Source organism: Sulfitobacter sp. W074 (genome assembly GCF_025142275.1).
GTDB lineage: Bacteria > Pseudomonadota > Alphaproteobacteria > Rhodobacterales > Rhodobacteraceae > Sulfitobacter > Sulfitobacter profundi.
The window spans coordinates 1,286,651-1,304,436 of the sequence record NZ_CP081130.1 but is presented as its reverse complement, the minus strand read 5'-3'; the positions used below and the strand labels follow the sequence as shown (position 1 = coordinate 1,304,436).

Below are 17,786 nucleotides of genomic sequence, written 5' to 3'. Positions count from 1 at the left end.
CAAGTCATGTACAACTGATTGTATGTGTATGCTTTTGCCCAGTTAAGCAGTCTTGCTTCTACTGGATCAAATCAAGCCTATCGAGCAATTAGTACCAGTCAACTGAACGTGTTACCACGCTTACATCTCTGGCCTATCGACGAGGTGGTCTACCTCGGCTCTCAGGGATACCTTGTTTTGAGGGGGGCTTCCCGCTTAGATGCCTTCAGCGGTTATCCTGTCCGATCATAGCTACCCAGCACTGCTATTGGCATAACAACTGGTCCACCAGTGGATCGTTCACCCCGGTCCTCTCGTACTAGGGGCAACTCCTCTCAAGTATCCTACACCCACGGAAGATAGGGACCGAACTGTCTCACGACGTTCTAAACCCAGCTCACGTACCTCTTTAAACGGCGAACAGCCGTACCCTTGGGACCTGCTCCAGCCCCAGGATGAGATGAGCCGACATCGAGGTGCCAAACACTGCCGTCGATATGGACTCTTGGGCAGTATCAGCCTGTTATCCCCGGCGTACCTTTTATCCGTTGAGCGATGGCCCTCCCACTTGGGACCACCGGATCACTATGGCCGTCTTTCGACTCTGCTCGACTTGTCAGTCTCGCAGTCAGGCTGGCTTCTGCCATTGCACTCAACGAGCGATTTCCGACCGCTCTGAGCCAACCTTCGCGCGCCTCCGTTACGATTTAGGAGGCGACCGCCCCAGTCAAACTACCCGCCACACAGGGTCCCGGAACCGGATAACGGTCCGCGGTTAGACATCAAGCAGAACAAGGGTGGTATCTCAAGGGAGGCTCCACCGAGACTGGCGTCTCGGTTTCAAAGCCCACCACCTATCCTGCACATGTTCGGCCTAATGCCAGTGTGAAGCTGTAGTAAAGGTGCACGGGGTCTTTCCGTCTAACCGCGGGTAACCGGCATCTTGACCGGTAATTCAATTTCGCTGAGTCTATGTTGGAGACAGCGGGGAAGTCGTTACGCCATTCGTGCAGGTCGGAACTTACCCGACAAGGAATTTCGCTACCTTAGGACCGTTATAGTTACGGCCGCCGTTTACCTGGGCTTCAATTCAGAGCTCTCACCCCTCCTTTTAACCTTCAGGCACCGGGCAGGCGTCAGACCCTATACGTCGTCTTACGACTTCGCAGAGCCCTGTGTTTTTAATAAACAGTCGCCACCCCCTGGTTTGTGCCCCCAGCCTCTAGTTGCCTAGAAACCGGGCCTCCTTCTCGCGAACTTACGGAGGTATTTTGCCGAGTTCCTTCAACATAGTTCTCTCAAGCGCCTTGGTATTCTCTACCTGTCCACCTGTGTCGGTTTAGGGTACGATCTAGCGATGGAGCTATTTCCAGGGACCTCTAAGCAGCCCATTCAATCCGATAAGGATGAACTACCCTCGAGATCCGTCACTTCCATCTGGCCCAGGAATATTAACCTGGTTCCCATCGACTACGCCTTTCGGCCTCGCCTTAGGGGTCGGCTTACCCTGCTCAGATTAGCTTTAAGCAGGAACCCTTGGACTTTCGGCGAGAGTGTCTCTCACACTCTTTGTCGCTACTCATGTCATCATTCTCACTAGTGATCTCTCCACCGGATCGCTCACGCGCCAGCTTCACAGAAAGCTCCTTGTGTCCAATCCTACCTAAGTAGGTAAGGACACATGGAACTATGTCACACTACGCTCTGCTACCATGCAATAAATGCATCCTCAGCTTCGGCTCATGGCTTGAGCCCCGTTACATCTTCGCCGCAAGACAACTTATTTAGACCAGTGAGCTGTTACGCTATCTTTAAAGGATGGCTGCTTCTAAGCCAACCTCCTGGTTGTTTTGGTCGTCTCACCTGCTTTCCCACTTAGCCATGAATTAGGGGCCTTAGCTGGAGGTTAGGGTTGTTTCCCTCTTCACGACGGACGTTAGCATTCGCCGTGTGTCTGCCGACTAGTACTCCTCGGTATTCGGAGTTTGGTTAGGATCAGTAAGCCTGTGGGGCCCCATTACCCATCCAGTGCTCTACCCCCGAGGGTATTCGGTCGACGCTCTACCTAAATAGATTTCGCAGAGAACCAGCTATCTCCGAGTTTGATTGGCCTTTCACCCCTAGGCACAGCTCATCCCGATCTTTTTCAACAGATGTGGGTTCGGTCCTCCAATAAGTGTTACCTTATCTTCAACCTGGCCATGCCTAGATCACTCGGTTTCGGGTCTGATCCCACGAACTCAACGCCCTATTAAGACTCGCTTTCGCTACGCCTACACCTAACGGCTTAAGCTTGCTCGTGAGACCAAGTCGATGACCCATTATACAAAAGGTACGCTGTCAGGACGCAAGGTCCCTCCAACTGTTTGTAGGCGTTCGGTTTCAGGTACTGTTTCACTCCCCTCGTCGGGGTGCTTTTCACCTTTCCCTCACGGTACTGGTTCACTATCGGTCAGTAAGGAGTACTTAGCCTTCGAAGGTGGTCCTCCGATCTTCAGACAGAATTTCACGTGTTCCGCCCTACTTAATACGTCCAATCATGCTTCTTATACGGGACTATCACCCACTTTGGTTGCGCATTCCAACGCATTCTAACCACACTCATGGCTCGGCTGGTCCCCGTTCGCTCGCCGCTACTAGGGGAGTATCATATTGATTTCCTTTCCTCCGGGTACTTAGATGTTTCAGTTCCCCGGGTTTGCCTTTTTAAGCCTATATATTCAGCCTAAAAATACCTGGTTTACCAAGTTATTAGCTGCACCGAAGTGCAGTAATAACAAAGTATCAGGTGGGTTGCCCCATTCAGAAATCCATGGATCAAAGCTTATTCTCAGCTCCCCATGGCTTATCGCAGAGTATCACGTCTTTCATCGCCTCTTACTGCCAAGGCATTCACCAAACGCCCTTTTCGCGCTTGATTTGATCCAGAAAAAGCAAGACTTAGCGTCTCGCGCGAAGATCAGAAGCTGGTAAGAAACTGATCCTCTTTATCCTGTATCAAAAGCATACTTTTACCCGCCCAGACTGTCGTCTGGACAATGAGCGATGCAGATAGCGAACCGTCCGTGCAGGAGGCCCGCGTCATCGCTCTGGTTAGTGTACTTGACTTGGACAACATATTCGTTTCGATCGCGATATGTCCGAAAGGCCGAGGAAACAGCCCGTCAAACACCGGCCCCGAAGGGCAGCAACCGAGATCATCCCCTAACGCGGGGCGATCAAACATGTTGTTAGTATCTCTCTTTACGATGTCAATTCGTCTGCGAAACAGACGTTCAAACACACTGTATGTGCTTGAAGGTATGTTCCGTTTACCACCTCAAGGAGGATGGTGGGTCGAGGAGGACTTGAACCTCCGACCTCACGCTTATCAGGCGTGCGCTCTAACCACCTGAGCTACCGACCCAGAGATTTTGCCGAAGGCAAAACTCGTCGTTCCGGCAGGGCATTCCGAAGGAATGGCCCGAGAGGAACCAGCCCTTAGTGGTTGAAGGTTTAAGGACCGTTACGCTGCCCCTCTCGCACGTCCATTGGACGGGCAACCAGGGCGACGCCTTTTGCTTTGCAAAAGGCTTGGTGGAGCCTAGGAGGATCGAACTCCTGACCTCCTGAATGCAAATCAGGCGCTCTCCCAGCTGAGCTAAGGCCCCAAACTTTTGAGACCTACGCCGTCAGCGCAGGACCTATTTCTGAAGAGATATGAGGACGGCTCGGTTCTAATATAGTCGGCTTTGTTTGCCGACTTGCTAAGTGTTCCACGAGTGAGACAAGTCTCGCTGCTAGGAACATCCTTAGAAAGGAGGTGATCCAGCCGCAGGTTCCCCTACGGCTACCTTGTTACGACTTCACCCCAGTCGCTGATCCTACCGTGGTCCGCTGCCTCCTCGAAAGGTTGGCGCACGGCCGTCGGGTAGAACCAACTCCCATGGTGTGACGGGCGGTGTGTACAAGGCCCGGGAACGTATTCACCGTGGCATGCTGTTCCACGATTACTAGCGATTCCGACTTCATGGGGTCGAGTTGCAGACCCCAATCCGAACTGAGACAGCTTTTGGGGATTAACCCATTGTCACTGCCATTGTAGCACGTGTGTAGCCCAACCCGTAAGGGCCATGAGGACTTGACGTCATCCACACCTTCCTCCCGCTTATCACGGGCAGTTTCCTTAGAGTGCCCAGCCGAACTGCTGGCAACTAAGGATGTGGGTTGCGCTCGTTGCCGGACTTAACCGAACATCTCACGACACGAGCTGACGACAGCCATGCAGCACCTGTCACTGCGTCACCGAAGTGAACGCCCGATCTCTCGGGTTAGCACAGGATGTCAAGGGTTGGTAAGGTTCTGCGCGTTGCTTCGAATTAAACCACATGCTCCACCGCTTGTGCGGGCCCCCGTCAATTCCTTTGAGTTTTAATCTTGCGACCGTACTCCCCAGGCGGAATGCTTAATCCGTTAGGTGTGTCACCGAACAGTATACTGCCCGACGACTGGCATTCATCGTTTACGGTGTGGACTACCAGGGTATCTAATCCTGTTTGCTCCCCACACTTTCGTACCTCAGCGTCAGTATCGAGCCAGTGAGCCGCCTTCGCCACTGGTGTTCCTCCAAATATCTACGAATTTCACCTCTACACTTGGAATTCCACTCACCTCTCTCGAACTCAAGACCAGGAGTTTAAGAGGCAGTTCCAGGGTTGAGCCCTGGGATTTCACCCCTTACTTTCTGATCCGCCTACGTACGCTTTACGCCCAGTAATTCCGAACAACGCTAACCCCCTCCGTATTACCGCGGCTGCTGGCACGGAGTTAGCCGGGGTTTCTTTACCAGGTACTGTCATTATCATCCCTGGCGAAAGTGCTTTACGATCCTAAGACCTTCATCACACACGCGGCATGGCTAGATCAGGCTTGCGCCCATTGTCTAAGATTCCCCACTGCTGCCTCCCGTAGGAGTCTGGGCCGTGTCTCAGTCCCAGTGTTGCTGATCATCCTCTAAAACCAGCTATAGATCGTAGACTTGGTAGGCCATTACCCCACCAACTATCTAATCTAACGCGGGCCGATCCTTCTCCGATAAATCTTTCCCCCGAAGGGCGTATGCGGTATTACTCACCGTTTCCAGTGGCTATTCCGCAGAGAAGGGCACGTTCCCACGCGTTACTAACCCGTCCGCCGCTAGACCCGAAGGTCTCGCTCGACTTGCATGTGTTAGGCCTGCCGCCAGCGTTCGTTCTGAGCCAGGATCAAACTCTCAAGTTGAAAAGCTATTGCTAGCTTATCCTTGACGTCGAACCTCTGCACATCGACCTGTATCCCTTACTGAAAGATACAAGCCATTCTCTGTTTGTTGTGCTTGAGACTACAAAGTAGTCGAAAGCCGTCCAAACAGTGAAGCTGACACTCTATCATCGGCCGAAGCCTAAGAGCGCGATATACAGACGTTGATCCATCGAATGAACCAAACCGCCCACATATCTCTTCAGATATCAAATTTTCAAACAGCGTTGAGACAAAAGAAACTGAGATGCGCCCTATAACCTTGGCGCGCCCCGCCCTAATACCTCGAATTTTTATCCGCTTTCCGAACCGAACTCAGCGTCTCCGCTCCCGTCCGCCCCGTCTGGCGCCCCGCCGCTGCATCTCTGCGCCGCCGGTAGAGGGGGTTCTAAGGCGAGTGACAGAAACCCGCAAGCAGAAAGTTGAGAAAAGTGAGGGTTTCGGGGAACCTTTGGGCAAGTTGCTGAAATTATGCGCTATTTTCAAGCTTTCGAAGGGCAGGTTCCAGCCGCCCTGCCCCGGCTCCGACGGTAGATCGGCAAGATTCCAGTGAATCACCCACGATTCACGGCCGCGAAGCACCTATTGGGTGAATCAAATCGAAAGCCAGCACCCCTTCATAATGCCGCAATCCTCACCCCTCTGCTTCATCATCCTCTGAACGGCTGAGCGGCAGCGGCTCTTTGAAGGTGAGCGTACGGTAAGGGAATGGTATCTCAAGCCCGGCGTCATCCAGCGCCCGCTTCACCGCCGTCACGACCTCGTCTCGGGAGCGGCGCTGTTCCAGCGGAGCCGAGCCTGTCCACCAAGTCACTTCGAAATTGATAGAGGAATCCCCAAACTCTTGGGCGAAGATATGAATGGGGTGATCCCCCTGCTCTACTGTCTCACAGCTCTCGACCGCTTTGGAGATGACAGTGCGCGCCTCATTCAAATCCACATCATAGGCCACGCCGCAGATCACTGTTTGACGGCGGTGTTTTTGATCCGTGCGAACATAAACTGGGTTTTTGAACAGCATCGCGTTCGGGACGATCACAAGTTGCCCGTCCGTCTGGCGAATGTGGCTCTCTCTGATGGCGATATGGGCAACTTTGCCCTCGATCCCCTCGCATTCGATATGATCCCCCATACGCATCTCGCGGCGAAAGAGGATGATGATCCCAGCAAGGAAGTTCTCAAAGACATCCTTAAAGGCAAAGCCGATGGCGACCGACCCGATGCCGAGGCCAGCCAGAATGCTGGCGGGAGTAAGGCCGGGGAAGACGATCACGGCCGCGACCATGATGCCAAAGACCCAAATGAGGATAGACGTCAGGAGCGTAAAGAGGTCTTGCAGGCTTGGGCGGAGTTTGGTTCGCGACAGGGTTCTAGTGATCAGCGAACGGCCAAGCGCGGCGATCGCCCAAGTCAATATCAAGACAAGGGTGGCTACGGCAATCTGCGGCAAAAGCGCAATAGTATCCCGCGCCATCTCCATGATCTGGCGCCCCATAATCCTAACTGGCTCCACCCTGCCCCTCCTCCTGCTTTTCGATAGAGTGCCGCAAAACCCTTGCTGCGGCGAGTGTAAATTGCCCGCGCCTGTCACGGCATCCCTGGCCGCTTGGCTGATGAAGGCTAGCTTAGACCAGCCACTAACCCACCTAGAAAGGAGCCCGGCGGCCCCGGCGTGACACTATGGACATCATTCGCATTATCATCGCTATTCTATTGCCCCCTCTGGGGGTGTTCTTGCAGGAAGGTCTAGGAAAGCACTTCTGGATTAATATCATCCTAACGCTACTGGGCTACATCCCCGGGATCGTCCATGCGATCTATATCATTATCAAGAAGTGAGCGCGCCTAGCCTTGCGGCTCAGACAGAAAAGCGCGCCTCCGGTCAGAGGCGCGCTTTTGCGATTAGTCTGATAGCTTATCTTTGGCGTCGCCGACGCCCTTTTGCACCTTGCCTTCAGCCTGATCGGCCTGACCTTCGTGCTTGAGGTCGTCGTTGCCTGTGGCATCGCCAGCTTCTTCTTTCAGCTTGCCACCGATGTCTTTCGCCTTGCCTTTAGCTTGGTCGTCATTCGCCATGGTTGCTCTCCTCTATATGGGTAGAGGGACAACGTCAGAAAGCTGGCGGAGGTTCCGGGCCGGGTGCGGAAGTCGCGCGCGCGGCAGGGGCGGAGGGTGCGATTTGTTTGGTTTGGTACAAATGGTGCCCGGGGGCGGAGGTTGTGTTCCTCCTACAGGCACTCTTCAGCCGGCAACTCCAGCAAAACAAGGGCTATCGTGCCAGACCACCCGGCGTCAATAGGCACCAGATGGTCTACGGCGTGGTCTACGGTACCTGTCTCAGTTGAATGGGTGCTGTCGGCTGCTTGGTAGATATTCACTGACGATAGCCTCGACGGCTCCTAGTATTGACCTTGGGGCGTACTTGAGGCGCTCCGCGTTGTAGATGTCCTCTGGGTCTCCAGTGGTTTCATACCAGCGCCAAAGGAGCTTGCTCTCGACCCAGTTCCTGAACTTAATCGCCTTGGGTGCCGGGCTGGCGAGAACAAGTTGGTAGAAAAGGCGCTCAGATATAAGGTCTGCCTCTTGGGCATCGATCTTCATCTTTTTCATCTCATGTGCAGGTAATAGGCTGCGCAGGCCGGAAGGGTGTCGCAGCGCACACGAGAGTTCCTGATCGAAGACGATCCATGTGCTACCGTCGATGTCTGCAGTTTTGATCCCATACCCAAGAGGGCAGAAGGTGTTGATGGGCATTGCTTTGGTTGAAGTCATGGTAGTTCCTTTCCAGTTGTCGGAGAGCGCCGCAGACGGCGTATGGGTCTGCCCGCCCATCTCTTTTGTCGCCCCGAGGGGCGGTGTGTCATGATGTGATACGGACAGGTTGTGGTGATGATGCGGTAAGGTCAGACCAGCGGGATGACCGCCCCTTTGCGCAATGGTGGCACTTATTCTCCCGGCATCATCCCACCGGCCCTCGCTAGGAGGGGGAAAGCGCGAACGCCCCGTCTATTGATAGGGCGCTCAGATTTTCCAGTTCAAACATCCACGAAGTAAGTGGCGTCTTCGATAGGCCCAAAGGGCGACGGCCGCCTTGCAAGAGCGTTGCGGTGGCAGTGATTACCAGTGGCGATCTCCTCTAGGCCCAGTCTGTCCAACTCGAGTTTATAGCTCTCATGGCGACGAACCCGTCTATTGAAGTTGGAAGCGTCAGTGACCCCGATATCCTTCCTTAGGTCCTTGTAGAGGTAGACCCCGTCTGGATTGCTCGCGAAGAAGTCGTCCACCTGAGCGACGGCATCTGCCACCCAACCCGTCAGTTTGACCTCGGCGGGTTTCCATGTGCTGACAGTGCAGCCGGGAAAGACCTCTGGGAGAAAGGCACGTAAGCCAGACCGTATGGGAGCGATAATGTAGGCGTTGCAGTGGCCGCAGTCGGAGCCGTTCCCCTGCCTGACCGCAGATCGGCACAAGGCTTGAAGAATGTGGTGTTTCTGTTCCCCGGCCTCAACGTCCTGAACAAGGGTCTTGGGGACCGGCTGATCGTTAGTGATACCGTTGCAGTACCGTGCCTTCATCTCGTAGTCCGTCTCAGGGTGGTTGTTCAGACCAGCCAAGATGACGTTCTGGGTGTTCCGAAACTCATTTGTCCCCTGATGCTTGCCCCAGTTAAGGAAGCTGACGCGATCTGGGTCTGTGTTGAGAAGCCCCATGATCTGATCAGGGATCGTCCCACCGTTGACCCCCTTGTGGTAGACGACAAGCCAATCCTCGTTGGGCTTGCTATCGATCAAACGGGCCACCTCGTAGGCCAGCGCGGCACCATTCCGGGTCCATGCGTTCTTCCCAGACCCGCTATCCATGACGTTGATGGAAAGGTTGCGATAGCTTCTGGCCACAGTGGGCAGTCGCTTTAACTTCTCGGTCGCCTTTTCCCATTGCTCATAGGTCGCACGTACACGACCAGAGGCATCAAGGATCACGGCGGGGGCCAGATCGTCCGGTATTGCGTCTCGGGTGTCGAGCGCGGTGATGACCTGACGGGCGTTGTGAGGCTTGCGCAAGAGGACACGTCGTTCTGACAGAGCGTACAGGCTGTCGAGGGCATTCACGTGGCGTCTCTCCAGACCCCGCTGTGCGGTCAGCTGGGTTGTCCCTGTGACCTCCTCGACATCAGGCCACGTGAAGTTCCCTTTGCCCCCTGAAGCCTCCAGTTCACGCTCTAGACCAACGACTAGTTCAGCCAGTGAAGGGTGGACCTGTCGGAGTGGTTCTCGCAGGGAAGCAAGCTGATCAGTACTGAGCGAGACCACATTGCCGGGGAGCATCGCCTCGTCCCATATACGGACATCACGGACATCGCCCAAGTAGTGGAAGGCCTCAGCGTCTCTGAAGTGGCGACCACGGCACTGGCTCATGACCATGGCGTGGGTGGTGAGCAAGACACGGGCTTCGCTGCGTGGCGTGGAGCTCAGCTTATTGATCCCATGGTCCCGTGTCAGGACCGCGAAGTCTGCTTCATCCAGTTGCATATCCAAGACTAGACGAGAAATCTCATCCAGACGTGAGAAGCAAAGTAGGACCGCCGCGTCTTCGTGCTGTTCAGACTTCAGGAGTTCTTGGACAAAGCAGGTCAAGGTCGTGGTCTTCCCGACACCGGGATCAAGGCTCGATAGGAAGAAGTATGGTTTCGCTGATCCTTCAGCCATAGTGGCCATGGTCTTGACCAGTTCTCGGAGAGCTAAGGTGGTGTCTAGGTCAACGTGTTCACCACCACGTCGAGCCAGTTCAGTGAACAATGACGAAGTCGTCGTCGACGTCAAATCGCCAGAACCAACGCTAGTACAATTTCTATAGAGAGGTCTTAATGGTGTTTGTACCACCGGATCAGACACATGCTGCAAAGCACAAGCCGATCCAGTGGCCGAAGCAGATGCTTGGTCCATGAGTATTTCCTAGATTATAAACTTGATGTGGAGGGGGGCGAAGCAGCGATAGCTTCAGGGGGAACTGAGGGTCAGCCCAATGAGGGCAAAGGCCGACCAACAGGTCTTTCAACCGTGAAACCGTTCAGGCGCGGTTGGGGGCTGAAGGGCGACCAGTAGAGCGAGACGAATAGTAGTTTGAAAGGCAATCTGTGACCTGAGCCAAGTGTTCACGTCCCTTGTCGGTCAAAGCATAACGCAGACGATCTGATCGTAGTGCGCGACCCGACGTTGTTGGGGTATTTGAACCTGTCTTTTCTTTGTAGCTATAGATAAGGCCGTCGCCGTCCCAAGATTGACGTTTACCGCGTTTGGATTTGCCGCCCGCCAGAACGCGGGTATCCCTACTTATCGTAGATTGATCGACGCCCAGCTTTTCTTGCAGGAAGCGCCGTGTGCACCCTTCTTCTCGGGCGATTTCCAGAAACAGGAGTGCTTCGAGACCTGTGCCTCTTGCTCTGTAGCCGATGATCCGGTGAAAAACCTGGGTGATTACGTCGAGTTCGCGGAGTTGTTCGGTGTAGTAAGTCATGTCGCTAATTTTCCTAGTTGGATTTATGATGAGCACAAAAAAGTTCTTTTGTGGAATGGTGGTACCAAATTGAAAAAACCTTAATTTCACACAATAAATCAATAACTTAACGATGACCTTTAGAGGCCGCGCTACATGTTGAGAAACGCCTTACGAACGCCATTGAAACCATCCAACGCAGCCTTACCTTCGCTGACACTGCCGTACCGGGCGATCATGAAGTTGCCCAGCTTTCCGGCGGACAGTCCGACTTCACCACCTTCTTCGTAGGCGCTAAGGGAACTGAGCGGCAGGAGGTGCAAGTCGTCCGCAACTTCCTTCATTGACTCACTGCGGACAGCTTCGGCCCGATCATGGCGGGTCTGCGGATCGTAGGTGCAGAGGAAGTAGGAAAGCACGCCAAATATGTCGCTGTCGGGGGCGATCACCAGTATCCGGATGTCGTTCAGCTTTTCGCGGTAATAGCCACGGTCGGCGATCTGAGAAAGGAAGCGTTCTCGGCTCGGTCGCTCCACGTTTTCCGCAGTTGGTCTTCGTCAGAGACAAGGCCGGAGAGGTCACCGAATAGACGATCAACGAACTCGGCAGACGACAAGACTTGCCGTTGTTCCAGTAGGTACTGGACGCGATATACGCTGATCTTCAGCGCCTTCCCAAACGTCAGCTTGATCACCAGATTTGGCTTCTGGTCCTCTCGTTCCTCTCTATCTTCTGGCAAATCGGTTGGCTCAGGTGAGTCTGTGGGCGTCTGAGAGGTGCGGTGAGCCGGTTCGACCAGGTCCTCATGTTCGCCATCCCATTCGGGGTCTTTGAAGTTCTCGTACGCCTTCACAAAATCCCGGATTGGGAAGGAATCCCCACCCTCGTAGACCCGCGTCCCCCGGCCAATGATCTGCTTGAACTCGATCGTCGACTTGCTCAGGCGCATCAGTACGATGTTAAGGACATTACGGGCATCGACCCCGGTGGATAGCTTGTGGGAGGTCGTCAGGATCGTCGGAATGATCTTGTAGTTGTCCTGAAAGCCGCGCAGGTGCTGGTCTCCGATGGCTCGGTCATTCGCGGCGATGACCTGACGGGCGTTGTAAAACTTAAGCACCCTATAGCATAAAGAAATCCAGAAAGTTGCCCTTGTCACCGGGAACCTACTCCGATTTAGTATTCACATTTAGCACATCTAAGGAAAGTTATTTTGGAAGCCATTTCATCGTTCTTGCTCGCGATAGGAGCCAATATCGTTACCCCCATTTTCGCCAATTATTGCGAAAAAATATCAGACCCTATCAAAGCGAAAATTGTAAAGTCTAAACTGGACACTTTGTCGGCGACCGCTTTCATTTCTATGGAAGATTACCTGAGAACTGAGATATCAGGTAAGGATCAAGAGAGTAAGATTAATCGGTTGTTATGCGCTGTAGATACTCGTGTGAAGCAGTTGTCCGAGAACAGTGCGGCAGTATTCGACATATCTTCAGACCCTCAGCGATTTGTAGAAAATGAAATTGCGACGGTGGGATACCCCCAAGAGATAACGGAAGATGGGACAACAACACCGTACGTCCACTTGCTTTCAATGTGCGTCCAACTTCTGTTAGAGATTCCCGATGTGATGCACGGTTGGGAGCGAGAAGCTTGGAATGCTACATTCAGTAAGCTAGACTACATTTCACAAAACGTTGACGAACAGACTCAAACAGTTCTTCAAGTAGCGCGAGAAGTCAGCTCTTTGGTAGCCAGAAAGGTTCCCGCTGATCAAGCTATGGCATCATTGAAAAGTGCGTTGCGGCAGGCGGAAGCGCGTTCAACTGTCGAGATGCGAGGGCTTTCTCGTGCACAGGCTGCGCCGCTTAAGCTACAGTCCATTTTTGTCGCTCCACAGGTAAGTAGAGAGAAGATCGATAGCCCCAGTCGATCACAGCCGGAGTTCATTATTGAAACTGAAGATGAGCTGATAAAGCATCTGACTCTATCTGGCAGATTGACGCGCTTGATTGGTCCAGCTGGTTCCGGAAAGACCACTCTAGTTAGGTGGCTCGAGCAGTGGCACTGGGGAAGCACTCAGAAAATCGCCGTTCGATGTAGCCTTCGGGTCATTGCAAAAAGGAAATCCTTACCAAGTGCATTAGAACTGTTTGAGCTTTGCATACCTGCAGAAGTCCGCGGAACACTCACCCGAGAAGATTTTGCGAACTGGATCAACAATGCAAGTGTGGCGATAATCTTTGATGGCTTTGACGAAGTCTCGCCCCCACGACGCACGGAAGTCGCGGATTGGATAAAAAGCTGTATTGCTAGTGTGAATAAACGTAATACATTCGTCGTGACCTCCCGAAAGTTGACAACCTCACATATGGACGACTGCGAATGGAATGACGATGGGGCACTGAATGTAGACGGGTTTGACAAAGAAAGAGTCGAAAAATATATCGACAATTGGCAGGAACACATGCTGTCCCCCGAGGAGAAGGAGCAGCTTGAAGAGGATGAGCGTCCCGGACCGTTATCAGAAACATTTACAAATGCGGAGACAATACGTGAACTAACTTCTAACCCACTTCTCCTATCGACATTGATGGTGGTTCACAGGTTTGAAGGTAAGAAGCTTCCGAATAGCAGATCAGATCTATACAGAATCTACGTAGATGGTATGTTGGGGCAGTGGTACGAGCAAGCGACCAGCAAAGAAGGCGTGCGCCTCACAGCAGAACAAATGAGACGTTTTCTTACCATTTTGGCCGTCAGAATGCAATCTACCGGGGTTACGTCGGTTGCGGAAAGAAAAGCGGTAAATTGGATAAACGCGAACAACAATACCAGTTACTACGGGAAGAACATCCTGGAGCATATGCTGGAACGGACGGGTCTATTGATCGGACCTGGAGAATATCAGTTCGCCCACAAGAGCATCGGCGAATTTCTAGTAGCTGAGGCAATAATCTCAGAGCGGTTTCGCTCACATGACAATAAACTTATCGATAGACTGCATCTTCTGAAACAATCTCGCAATGACACTTGGCGAGTTGTGCTATTCCTGTGGGCGGGCCTTGTGCCTTCCCTCTCCGACCTGCTGGACTTCACAAGCAATCTTGTCGACAGAGGCGATGTTCAGATCGCTCTAGGTTTGTTGGGGGATCGGATGGACAACCTTATTGATGATTGCCCTAACGAACTGGAAGAGCTTTTACTAAGGATAATCCACCTACCGAGAAAAGACTGTAAAGTTTTAGACAGCGACGGTCCTTTTGCATTCTATATTAGCTGCAATTCATTGCTGAATGAGTACCCTCATCATCATAGAGTAGATGCTTTAATGCAGCTTTCGATTTCCGGCGTCGACCATTTTCTTAGCTTTACCGCCCTTGAGAAGGCTTATGACAAAGGTCTCCTTGGCCCAGAGAAAATTGTTTCTGATGTCAGGGATTCTGGGATTTATATGCATCTCTGGTATATCTGGGTCAGATGTGGAGTTTCAATAGAACTGTTAGCAGACAAAAGGCCCGCCGGCCTATCAGATGATGCGCTTGTCATGTTGCTCATTAGATACCGATCCAAACAACTCTCTGAGGAATTCTTAGGCGCCGAAGATAATCAGTTATTCTTTGAGCCGTTTATCATCGATTGGTTGATCGATTGTTTGAAGCACTACAGGCATCTTAGCCTATTTGGGGATGCAACTGTGATCCAAAAGTATTTAGAATCAAAGCCATTTGATACTTGGGATGACCACTGGTTGTTGGCCCCATTCTCATCCCCATCTGACCAGAATGACGATCAAGGAGAATTTGACGCCGAAATAGGCCTTCCCAGGGTTTCCTCGATTGCCTCGAAAGCCCAGTCTAGGTCCAAGGAAAATATTGATCGAGAAGTAGGTGTCCTTAGAGGTTTTTCGGCAGCTAGAAGAGCTAGAATTAAGGAGCGAAAATCGGAAGGAGTTCTTACACAAAACGAACTCGGGGCAACTACCACGCTGTATGGGAAGCCCGTGTGGGATTTCAGTTTCTCTGAGATTTACGGCGGCAAGATCATAGAAAAAACGCTTGTGCATATTAAGAATGACATAGAATCTAACGGAATCCTTCGAACCCGTTTGTTTTAGGCGCTATGTCGCGACAGGGTCTTAAGTTTATTGGAATGGATTGGCTGGTCTGAACAACCACCCTGAGACGGACTACGAGATGAAGGCACGGTACTGCAACGGTATCACTAACGATCAGCCGGTCCCCAAGACCCTTGTTCAGGACGTTGAGGCCGGGGAACAGAAACACCACATTCTTCAAGCCTTGTGCCGATCTGCGGTCAGGCAGGGGAACGGCTCCGACTGCGGCCACTGCAACGCCTACATTATCGCTCCCATACGGTCTGGCTTACGTGCCTTTCTCCCAGAGGTCTTTCCCGGCTGCACTGTCAGCACATGGAAACCCGCCGAGGTCAAACTGACGGGTTGGGTGGCAGATGCCGTCGCTCAGGTGGACGACTTCTTCGCGAGCAATCCAGACGGGGTCTACCTCTACAAGGACCTAAGGAAGGATATCGGGGTCACTGACGCTTCCAACTTCAATAGACGGGTTCGTCGCCATGAGAGCTATAAACTCGAGTTGGACAGACTGGGCCTAGAGGAGATCGCCACTGGTAATCACTGCCACCGCAACGCTCTTGCAAGGCGGCCGTCGCCCTTTGGGCCTATCGAAGACGCCACTTACTTCGTGGATGTTTGAACTGGAAAATCTGAGCGCCCTATCAATAGACGGGGCGTTCGCGCTTTCCCCCTCCTAGCGAGGGCCGGTGGGATGATGCCGGGAGAATAAGTGCCACCATTGCGCAAAGGGGCGGTCATCCCGCTGGTCTGACCTTACCGCATCATCACCACAACCTGTCCGTATCACATCATGACACACCGCCCCTCGGGGCGACAAAAGAGATGGGCGGGCAGACCCATACGCCGTCTGCGGCGCTCTCCGACAACTGGAAAGGAACTACCATGACTTCAACCAAAGCAATGCCCATCAACACCTTCTGCCCTCTTGGGTATGGGATCAAAACTGCAGACATCGACGGTAGCACATGGATCGTCTTCGATCAGGAACTCTCGTGTGCGCTGCGACACCCTTCCGGCCTGCGCAGCCTATTACCTGCACATGAGATGAAAAAGATGAAGATCGATGCCCAAGAGGCAGACCTTATATCTGAGCGCCTTTTCTACCAACTTGTTCTCGCCAGCCCGGCACCCAAGGCGATTAAGTTCAGGAACTGGGTCGAGAGCAAGCTCCTTTGGCGCTGGTATGAAACCACTGGAGACCCAGAGGACATCTACAACGCGGAGCGCCTCAAGTACGCCCCAAGGTCAATACTAGGAGCCGTCGAGGCTATCGTCAGTGAATATCTACCAAGCAGCCGACAGCACCCATTCAACTGAGACAGGTACCGTAGACCACGCCGTAGACCATCTGGTGCCTATTGACGCCGGGTGGTCTGGCACGATAGCCCTTGTTTTGCTGGAGTTGCCGGCTGAAGAGTGCCTGTAGGAGGAACACAACCTCCGCCCCCGGGCACCACTTCTTCGGTTAACACCTTGGTTTTACTCCAGCTTTTAGCAGCTGCTTGGAGCCGTAGACCATGTCGGCTCACGTTGCCTCCTTCATCCACTTACGAAGAACGCTTAAGGGGTATCCAGACCCATAGCCATGGCCTACGCCTTCAGTCTGCCAGCCGCCGATCTGATCGACAACATCAGCAGGACATTCGACAGCTCTGAGACGATCCCGCATCGAGTGGCGGAAGCCGTGCATCGTGCATCCTCGTGGCACGTATTCCTTCATCCATTTATTCAGTGCTGCGCTGGCCGCGTTGGCGTTTGTATTGGCAGTCTTGTTGTATCTTGGGAAAGCAAAATGAGAGGGGCCTTGCTGCCCAACGATGCGCTCTGCTGCCCACCGAGCCTCGCCCTCAAGAGGAACTTCTCGCTCACTGCCTTTCGTCTTAAGACGCCGCCACGGATGTTCCCGGACCCTGACGGTAAGCGACCCGTCATCGTGGCGTACAATATCATCCTTGGTCAAACCTGCAGCTTCAGCAAGTCGCAAGCCGGTGTCCGAAACCAAGGAAACGAGCCAGCGCAGGTCATCGTCAATCTCGCGGCATTTCGACTGCACAACTCGTAGTGTCTCTGAAGGAACTGCATTCCGATCGGAGACTCCTGCTGTCCGATCATAGTAAACCCCGGCAAACGGGTTATTCAGCGTTAAACCCTGCTCGCTGGCGGCAAAGTTCGTGACTGCTCGCACAGTGCCAAAGACCCTCGTCAGGCTACTCCCTGCTAGCCCTCGCGCAATGAGAGCGTCCCTGAACGCGTTTGCATCGGCTTTGGTGTAGACGTCGAGCTGCTTGTCGCCGCAGGCCTCGATGACGTAACCACGAGCTCTCTCAGCTGCTCTGTGGAAGGTAGCAGGACGCCCTTTGCCCTTCTGCCCCAGATAAATCTCAACAGCCTCTGACAACAACACAAATGAAGACATGATCGCGTCTGGCGATGCAGGAGACCCAGCGACGGTTGCAGTTCCCATTCGCAACATGTGCTTTCCCGGTAGTTCCGCGTCTCGGGACCTCAGGTGAAACCAATAGTCGTCGAGTTGATCTGCAGCTTTTCTGGCTCGCGCATCAGCTATCTTCGCCGAGCGGGTCCGCAACGAATAAGCGATCCGAGGTGACGAATAATGGCGAAGCAGCTCTTTCGGGATGCGACGGCTGAAGTAATAAACACCATCTTTTACGAAGGTGAACGTGGGTGAAATGGTCTCCGACATGGTCTACGGCTCCAAGCAGCTGCTAAAAGCTGGAGTAAAACCAAGGTGTTAACCGAAGAAGTGGTGCCCGGGGGCGGAATCGAACCAATTGACAGATATCATAGGAAAGCCTTATTTCGTTGGTTTTGTGAGATAATACCTTCACTGTCTATGTAGCAATTTCCGTAGCAATTTATGGTGCAGCAGCTTGAATCCTGCGATGTGAAATGTAGCTTT

Annotated in this window: 12 protein-coding genes, 2 tRNA genes and 2 rRNA genes; 4 read left to right on the top strand and 12 right to left on the bottom strand. The window is 53.0% G+C overall.

Annotated elements, in window-relative coordinates; all coding sequences use genetic code 11:
• Positions 1–67 precede the first annotated feature (67 nt).
• The 5 genes from K3762_RS06445 to K3762_RS06425 form a co-directional block, all read right to left on the bottom strand.
• Positions 68–2,899: ribosomal RNA gene (locus K3762_RS06445) — 23S ribosomal RNA — on the bottom strand.
• A 409-nt stretch (positions 2,900–3,308) separates the two neighbouring features.
• Positions 3,309–3,385: transfer RNA gene (locus K3762_RS06440), tRNA-Ile, on the bottom strand.
• Between the two features lie 168 nt (positions 3,386–3,553).
• Positions 3,554–3,629: transfer RNA gene (locus K3762_RS06435), tRNA-Ala, on the bottom strand.
• Between the two features lie 145 nt (positions 3,630–3,774).
• Positions 3,775–5,238 (bottom strand): 16S ribosomal RNA (locus tag K3762_RS06430).
• The 16S and 23S rRNA genes sit together here with 2 tRNA genes alongside, the layout of an rRNA operon.
• A gap of 652 nt (positions 5,239–5,890) precedes the next feature.
• Positions 5,891–6,751: a mechanosensitive ion channel family protein gene (locus tag K3762_RS06425; protein ID WP_260012447.1), complete on the bottom strand. Its 861-nt coding sequence runs from the start codon at positions 6,749–6,751 to the stop codon at positions 5,891–5,893.
• Positions 6,752–6,936: 185 nt separating this feature from the next.
• Between K3762_RS06425 and K3762_RS06420 the strand changes: the two genes are divergently transcribed.
• Positions 6,937–7,095 (top strand): YqaE/Pmp3 family membrane protein, encoded by a 159-nt coding sequence (locus K3762_RS06420; protein ID WP_120350618.1) that lies wholly within the window; start codon positions 6,937–6,939, stop codon positions 7,093–7,095.
• Positions 7,096–7,158: 63 nt separating this feature from the next.
• Here the strand turns inward: K3762_RS06420 and K3762_RS06415 are convergent, their stop codons facing one another.
• The 6 genes from K3762_RS06415 to K3762_RS06390 all read right to left on the bottom strand — a co-directional run bounded on the left by K3762_RS06415 (position 7,159) and on the right by K3762_RS06390 (position 11,869).
• On the bottom strand, positions 7,159–7,332 hold the full coding sequence (locus K3762_RS06415; protein WP_082849461.1) for a CsbD family protein: 174 nt from the start codon (positions 7,330–7,332) through the stop codon (positions 7,159–7,161).
• 261 nt (positions 7,333–7,593) lie between these two features.
• On the bottom strand, positions 7,594–8,028 hold the full coding sequence (locus K3762_RS06410) for a BRO family protein (protein ID WP_260012428.1): 435 nt from the start codon (positions 8,026–8,028) through the stop codon (positions 7,594–7,596).
• A 263-nt stretch (positions 8,029–8,291) separates the two neighbouring features.
• On the bottom strand, positions 8,292–10,052 hold the full coding sequence (locus tag K3762_RS06405; protein WP_260012444.1) for a hypothetical protein: 1,761 nt from the start codon (positions 10,050–10,052) through the stop codon (positions 8,292–8,294).
• A gap of 271 nt (positions 10,053–10,323) precedes the next feature.
• Entirely contained in the window at positions 10,324–10,770 is a 447-nt protein-coding gene (locus K3762_RS06400) for a hypothetical protein (protein ID WP_260012441.1), read from the bottom strand.
• A gap of 131 nt (positions 10,771–10,901) precedes the next feature.
• Entirely contained in the window at positions 10,902–11,198 is a 297-nt protein-coding gene (locus tag K3762_RS06395; protein WP_260012438.1) for a hypothetical protein, read from the bottom strand.
• Positions 11,199–11,215: 17 nt separating this feature from the next.
• On the bottom strand, positions 11,216–11,869 hold the full coding sequence (locus K3762_RS06390; protein ID WP_260012435.1) for a hypothetical protein: 654 nt from the start codon (positions 11,867–11,869) through the stop codon (positions 11,216–11,218).
• 93 nt (positions 11,870–11,962) lie between these two features.
• Between K3762_RS06390 and K3762_RS06385 the strand changes: the two genes are divergently transcribed.
• The 3 genes from K3762_RS06385 to K3762_RS06375 all read left to right on the top strand — a co-directional run bounded on the left by K3762_RS06385 (position 11,963) and on the right by K3762_RS06375 (position 16,183).
• Positions 11,963–14,866 carry an NACHT domain-containing NTPase gene (locus K3762_RS06385; protein ID WP_260012432.1) on the top strand — a complete coding sequence of 968 codons (2,904 nt, stop codon included), beginning with the start codon at positions 11,963–11,965 and terminating at the stop codon, positions 14,864–14,866.
• Between the two features lie 40 nt (positions 14,867–14,906).
• A complete protein-coding gene (locus K3762_RS06380; protein WP_260012430.1) occupies positions 14,907–15,485 on the top strand; it encodes a hypothetical protein in 579 nt (192 codons plus the stop codon).
• Positions 15,486–15,748: 263 nt separating this feature from the next.
• Positions 15,749–16,183: a BRO family protein gene (locus K3762_RS06375; RefSeq protein ID WP_260012428.1), complete on the top strand. Its 435-nt coding sequence runs from the start codon at positions 15,749–15,751 to the stop codon at positions 16,181–16,183.
• Between the two features lie 208 nt (positions 16,184–16,391).
• Here the strand turns inward: K3762_RS06375 and K3762_RS06370 are convergent, their stop codons facing one another.
• On the bottom strand, positions 16,392–17,570 hold the full coding sequence (locus K3762_RS06370; RefSeq protein ID WP_260012423.1) for a DUF6538 domain-containing protein: 1,179 nt from the start codon (positions 17,568–17,570) through the stop codon (positions 16,392–16,394).
• Positions 17,571–17,786: the final 216 nt, after the last annotated feature.

Excerpts from the sequence above, each read along its gene's own strand:
- K3762_RS06425 (WP_260012447.1), bottom strand. The coding sequence starts at position 6,751 with ATGGGGCGCCAGATCATGGAGATGGCGCGGGATACTATTGCGCTTTTG.
- K3762_RS06420 (WP_120350618.1), top strand. The coding sequence starts at position 6,937 with ATGGACATCATTCGCATTATCATCGCTATTCTATTGCCCCCTCTGGGG.
- K3762_RS06415 (WP_082849461.1), bottom strand. The coding sequence starts at position 7,332 with ATGGCGAATGACGACCAAGCTAAAGGCAAGGCGAAAGACATCGGTGGC.
- K3762_RS06410 (WP_260012428.1), bottom strand. The coding sequence starts at position 8,028 with ATGACTTCAACCAAAGCAATGCCCATCAACACCTTCTGCCCTCTTGGG.
- K3762_RS06400 (WP_260012441.1), bottom strand. The coding sequence starts at position 10,770 with ATGACTTACTACACCGAACAACTCCGCGAACTCGACGTAATCACCCAG.
- K3762_RS06375 (WP_260012428.1), top strand. The coding sequence starts at position 15,749 with ATGACTTCAACCAAAGCAATGCCCATCAACACCTTCTGCCCTCTTGGG.
- K3762_RS06370 (WP_260012423.1), bottom strand. The coding sequence starts at position 17,570 with ATGTCGGAGACCATTTCACCCACGTTCACCTTCGTAAAAGATGGTGTT.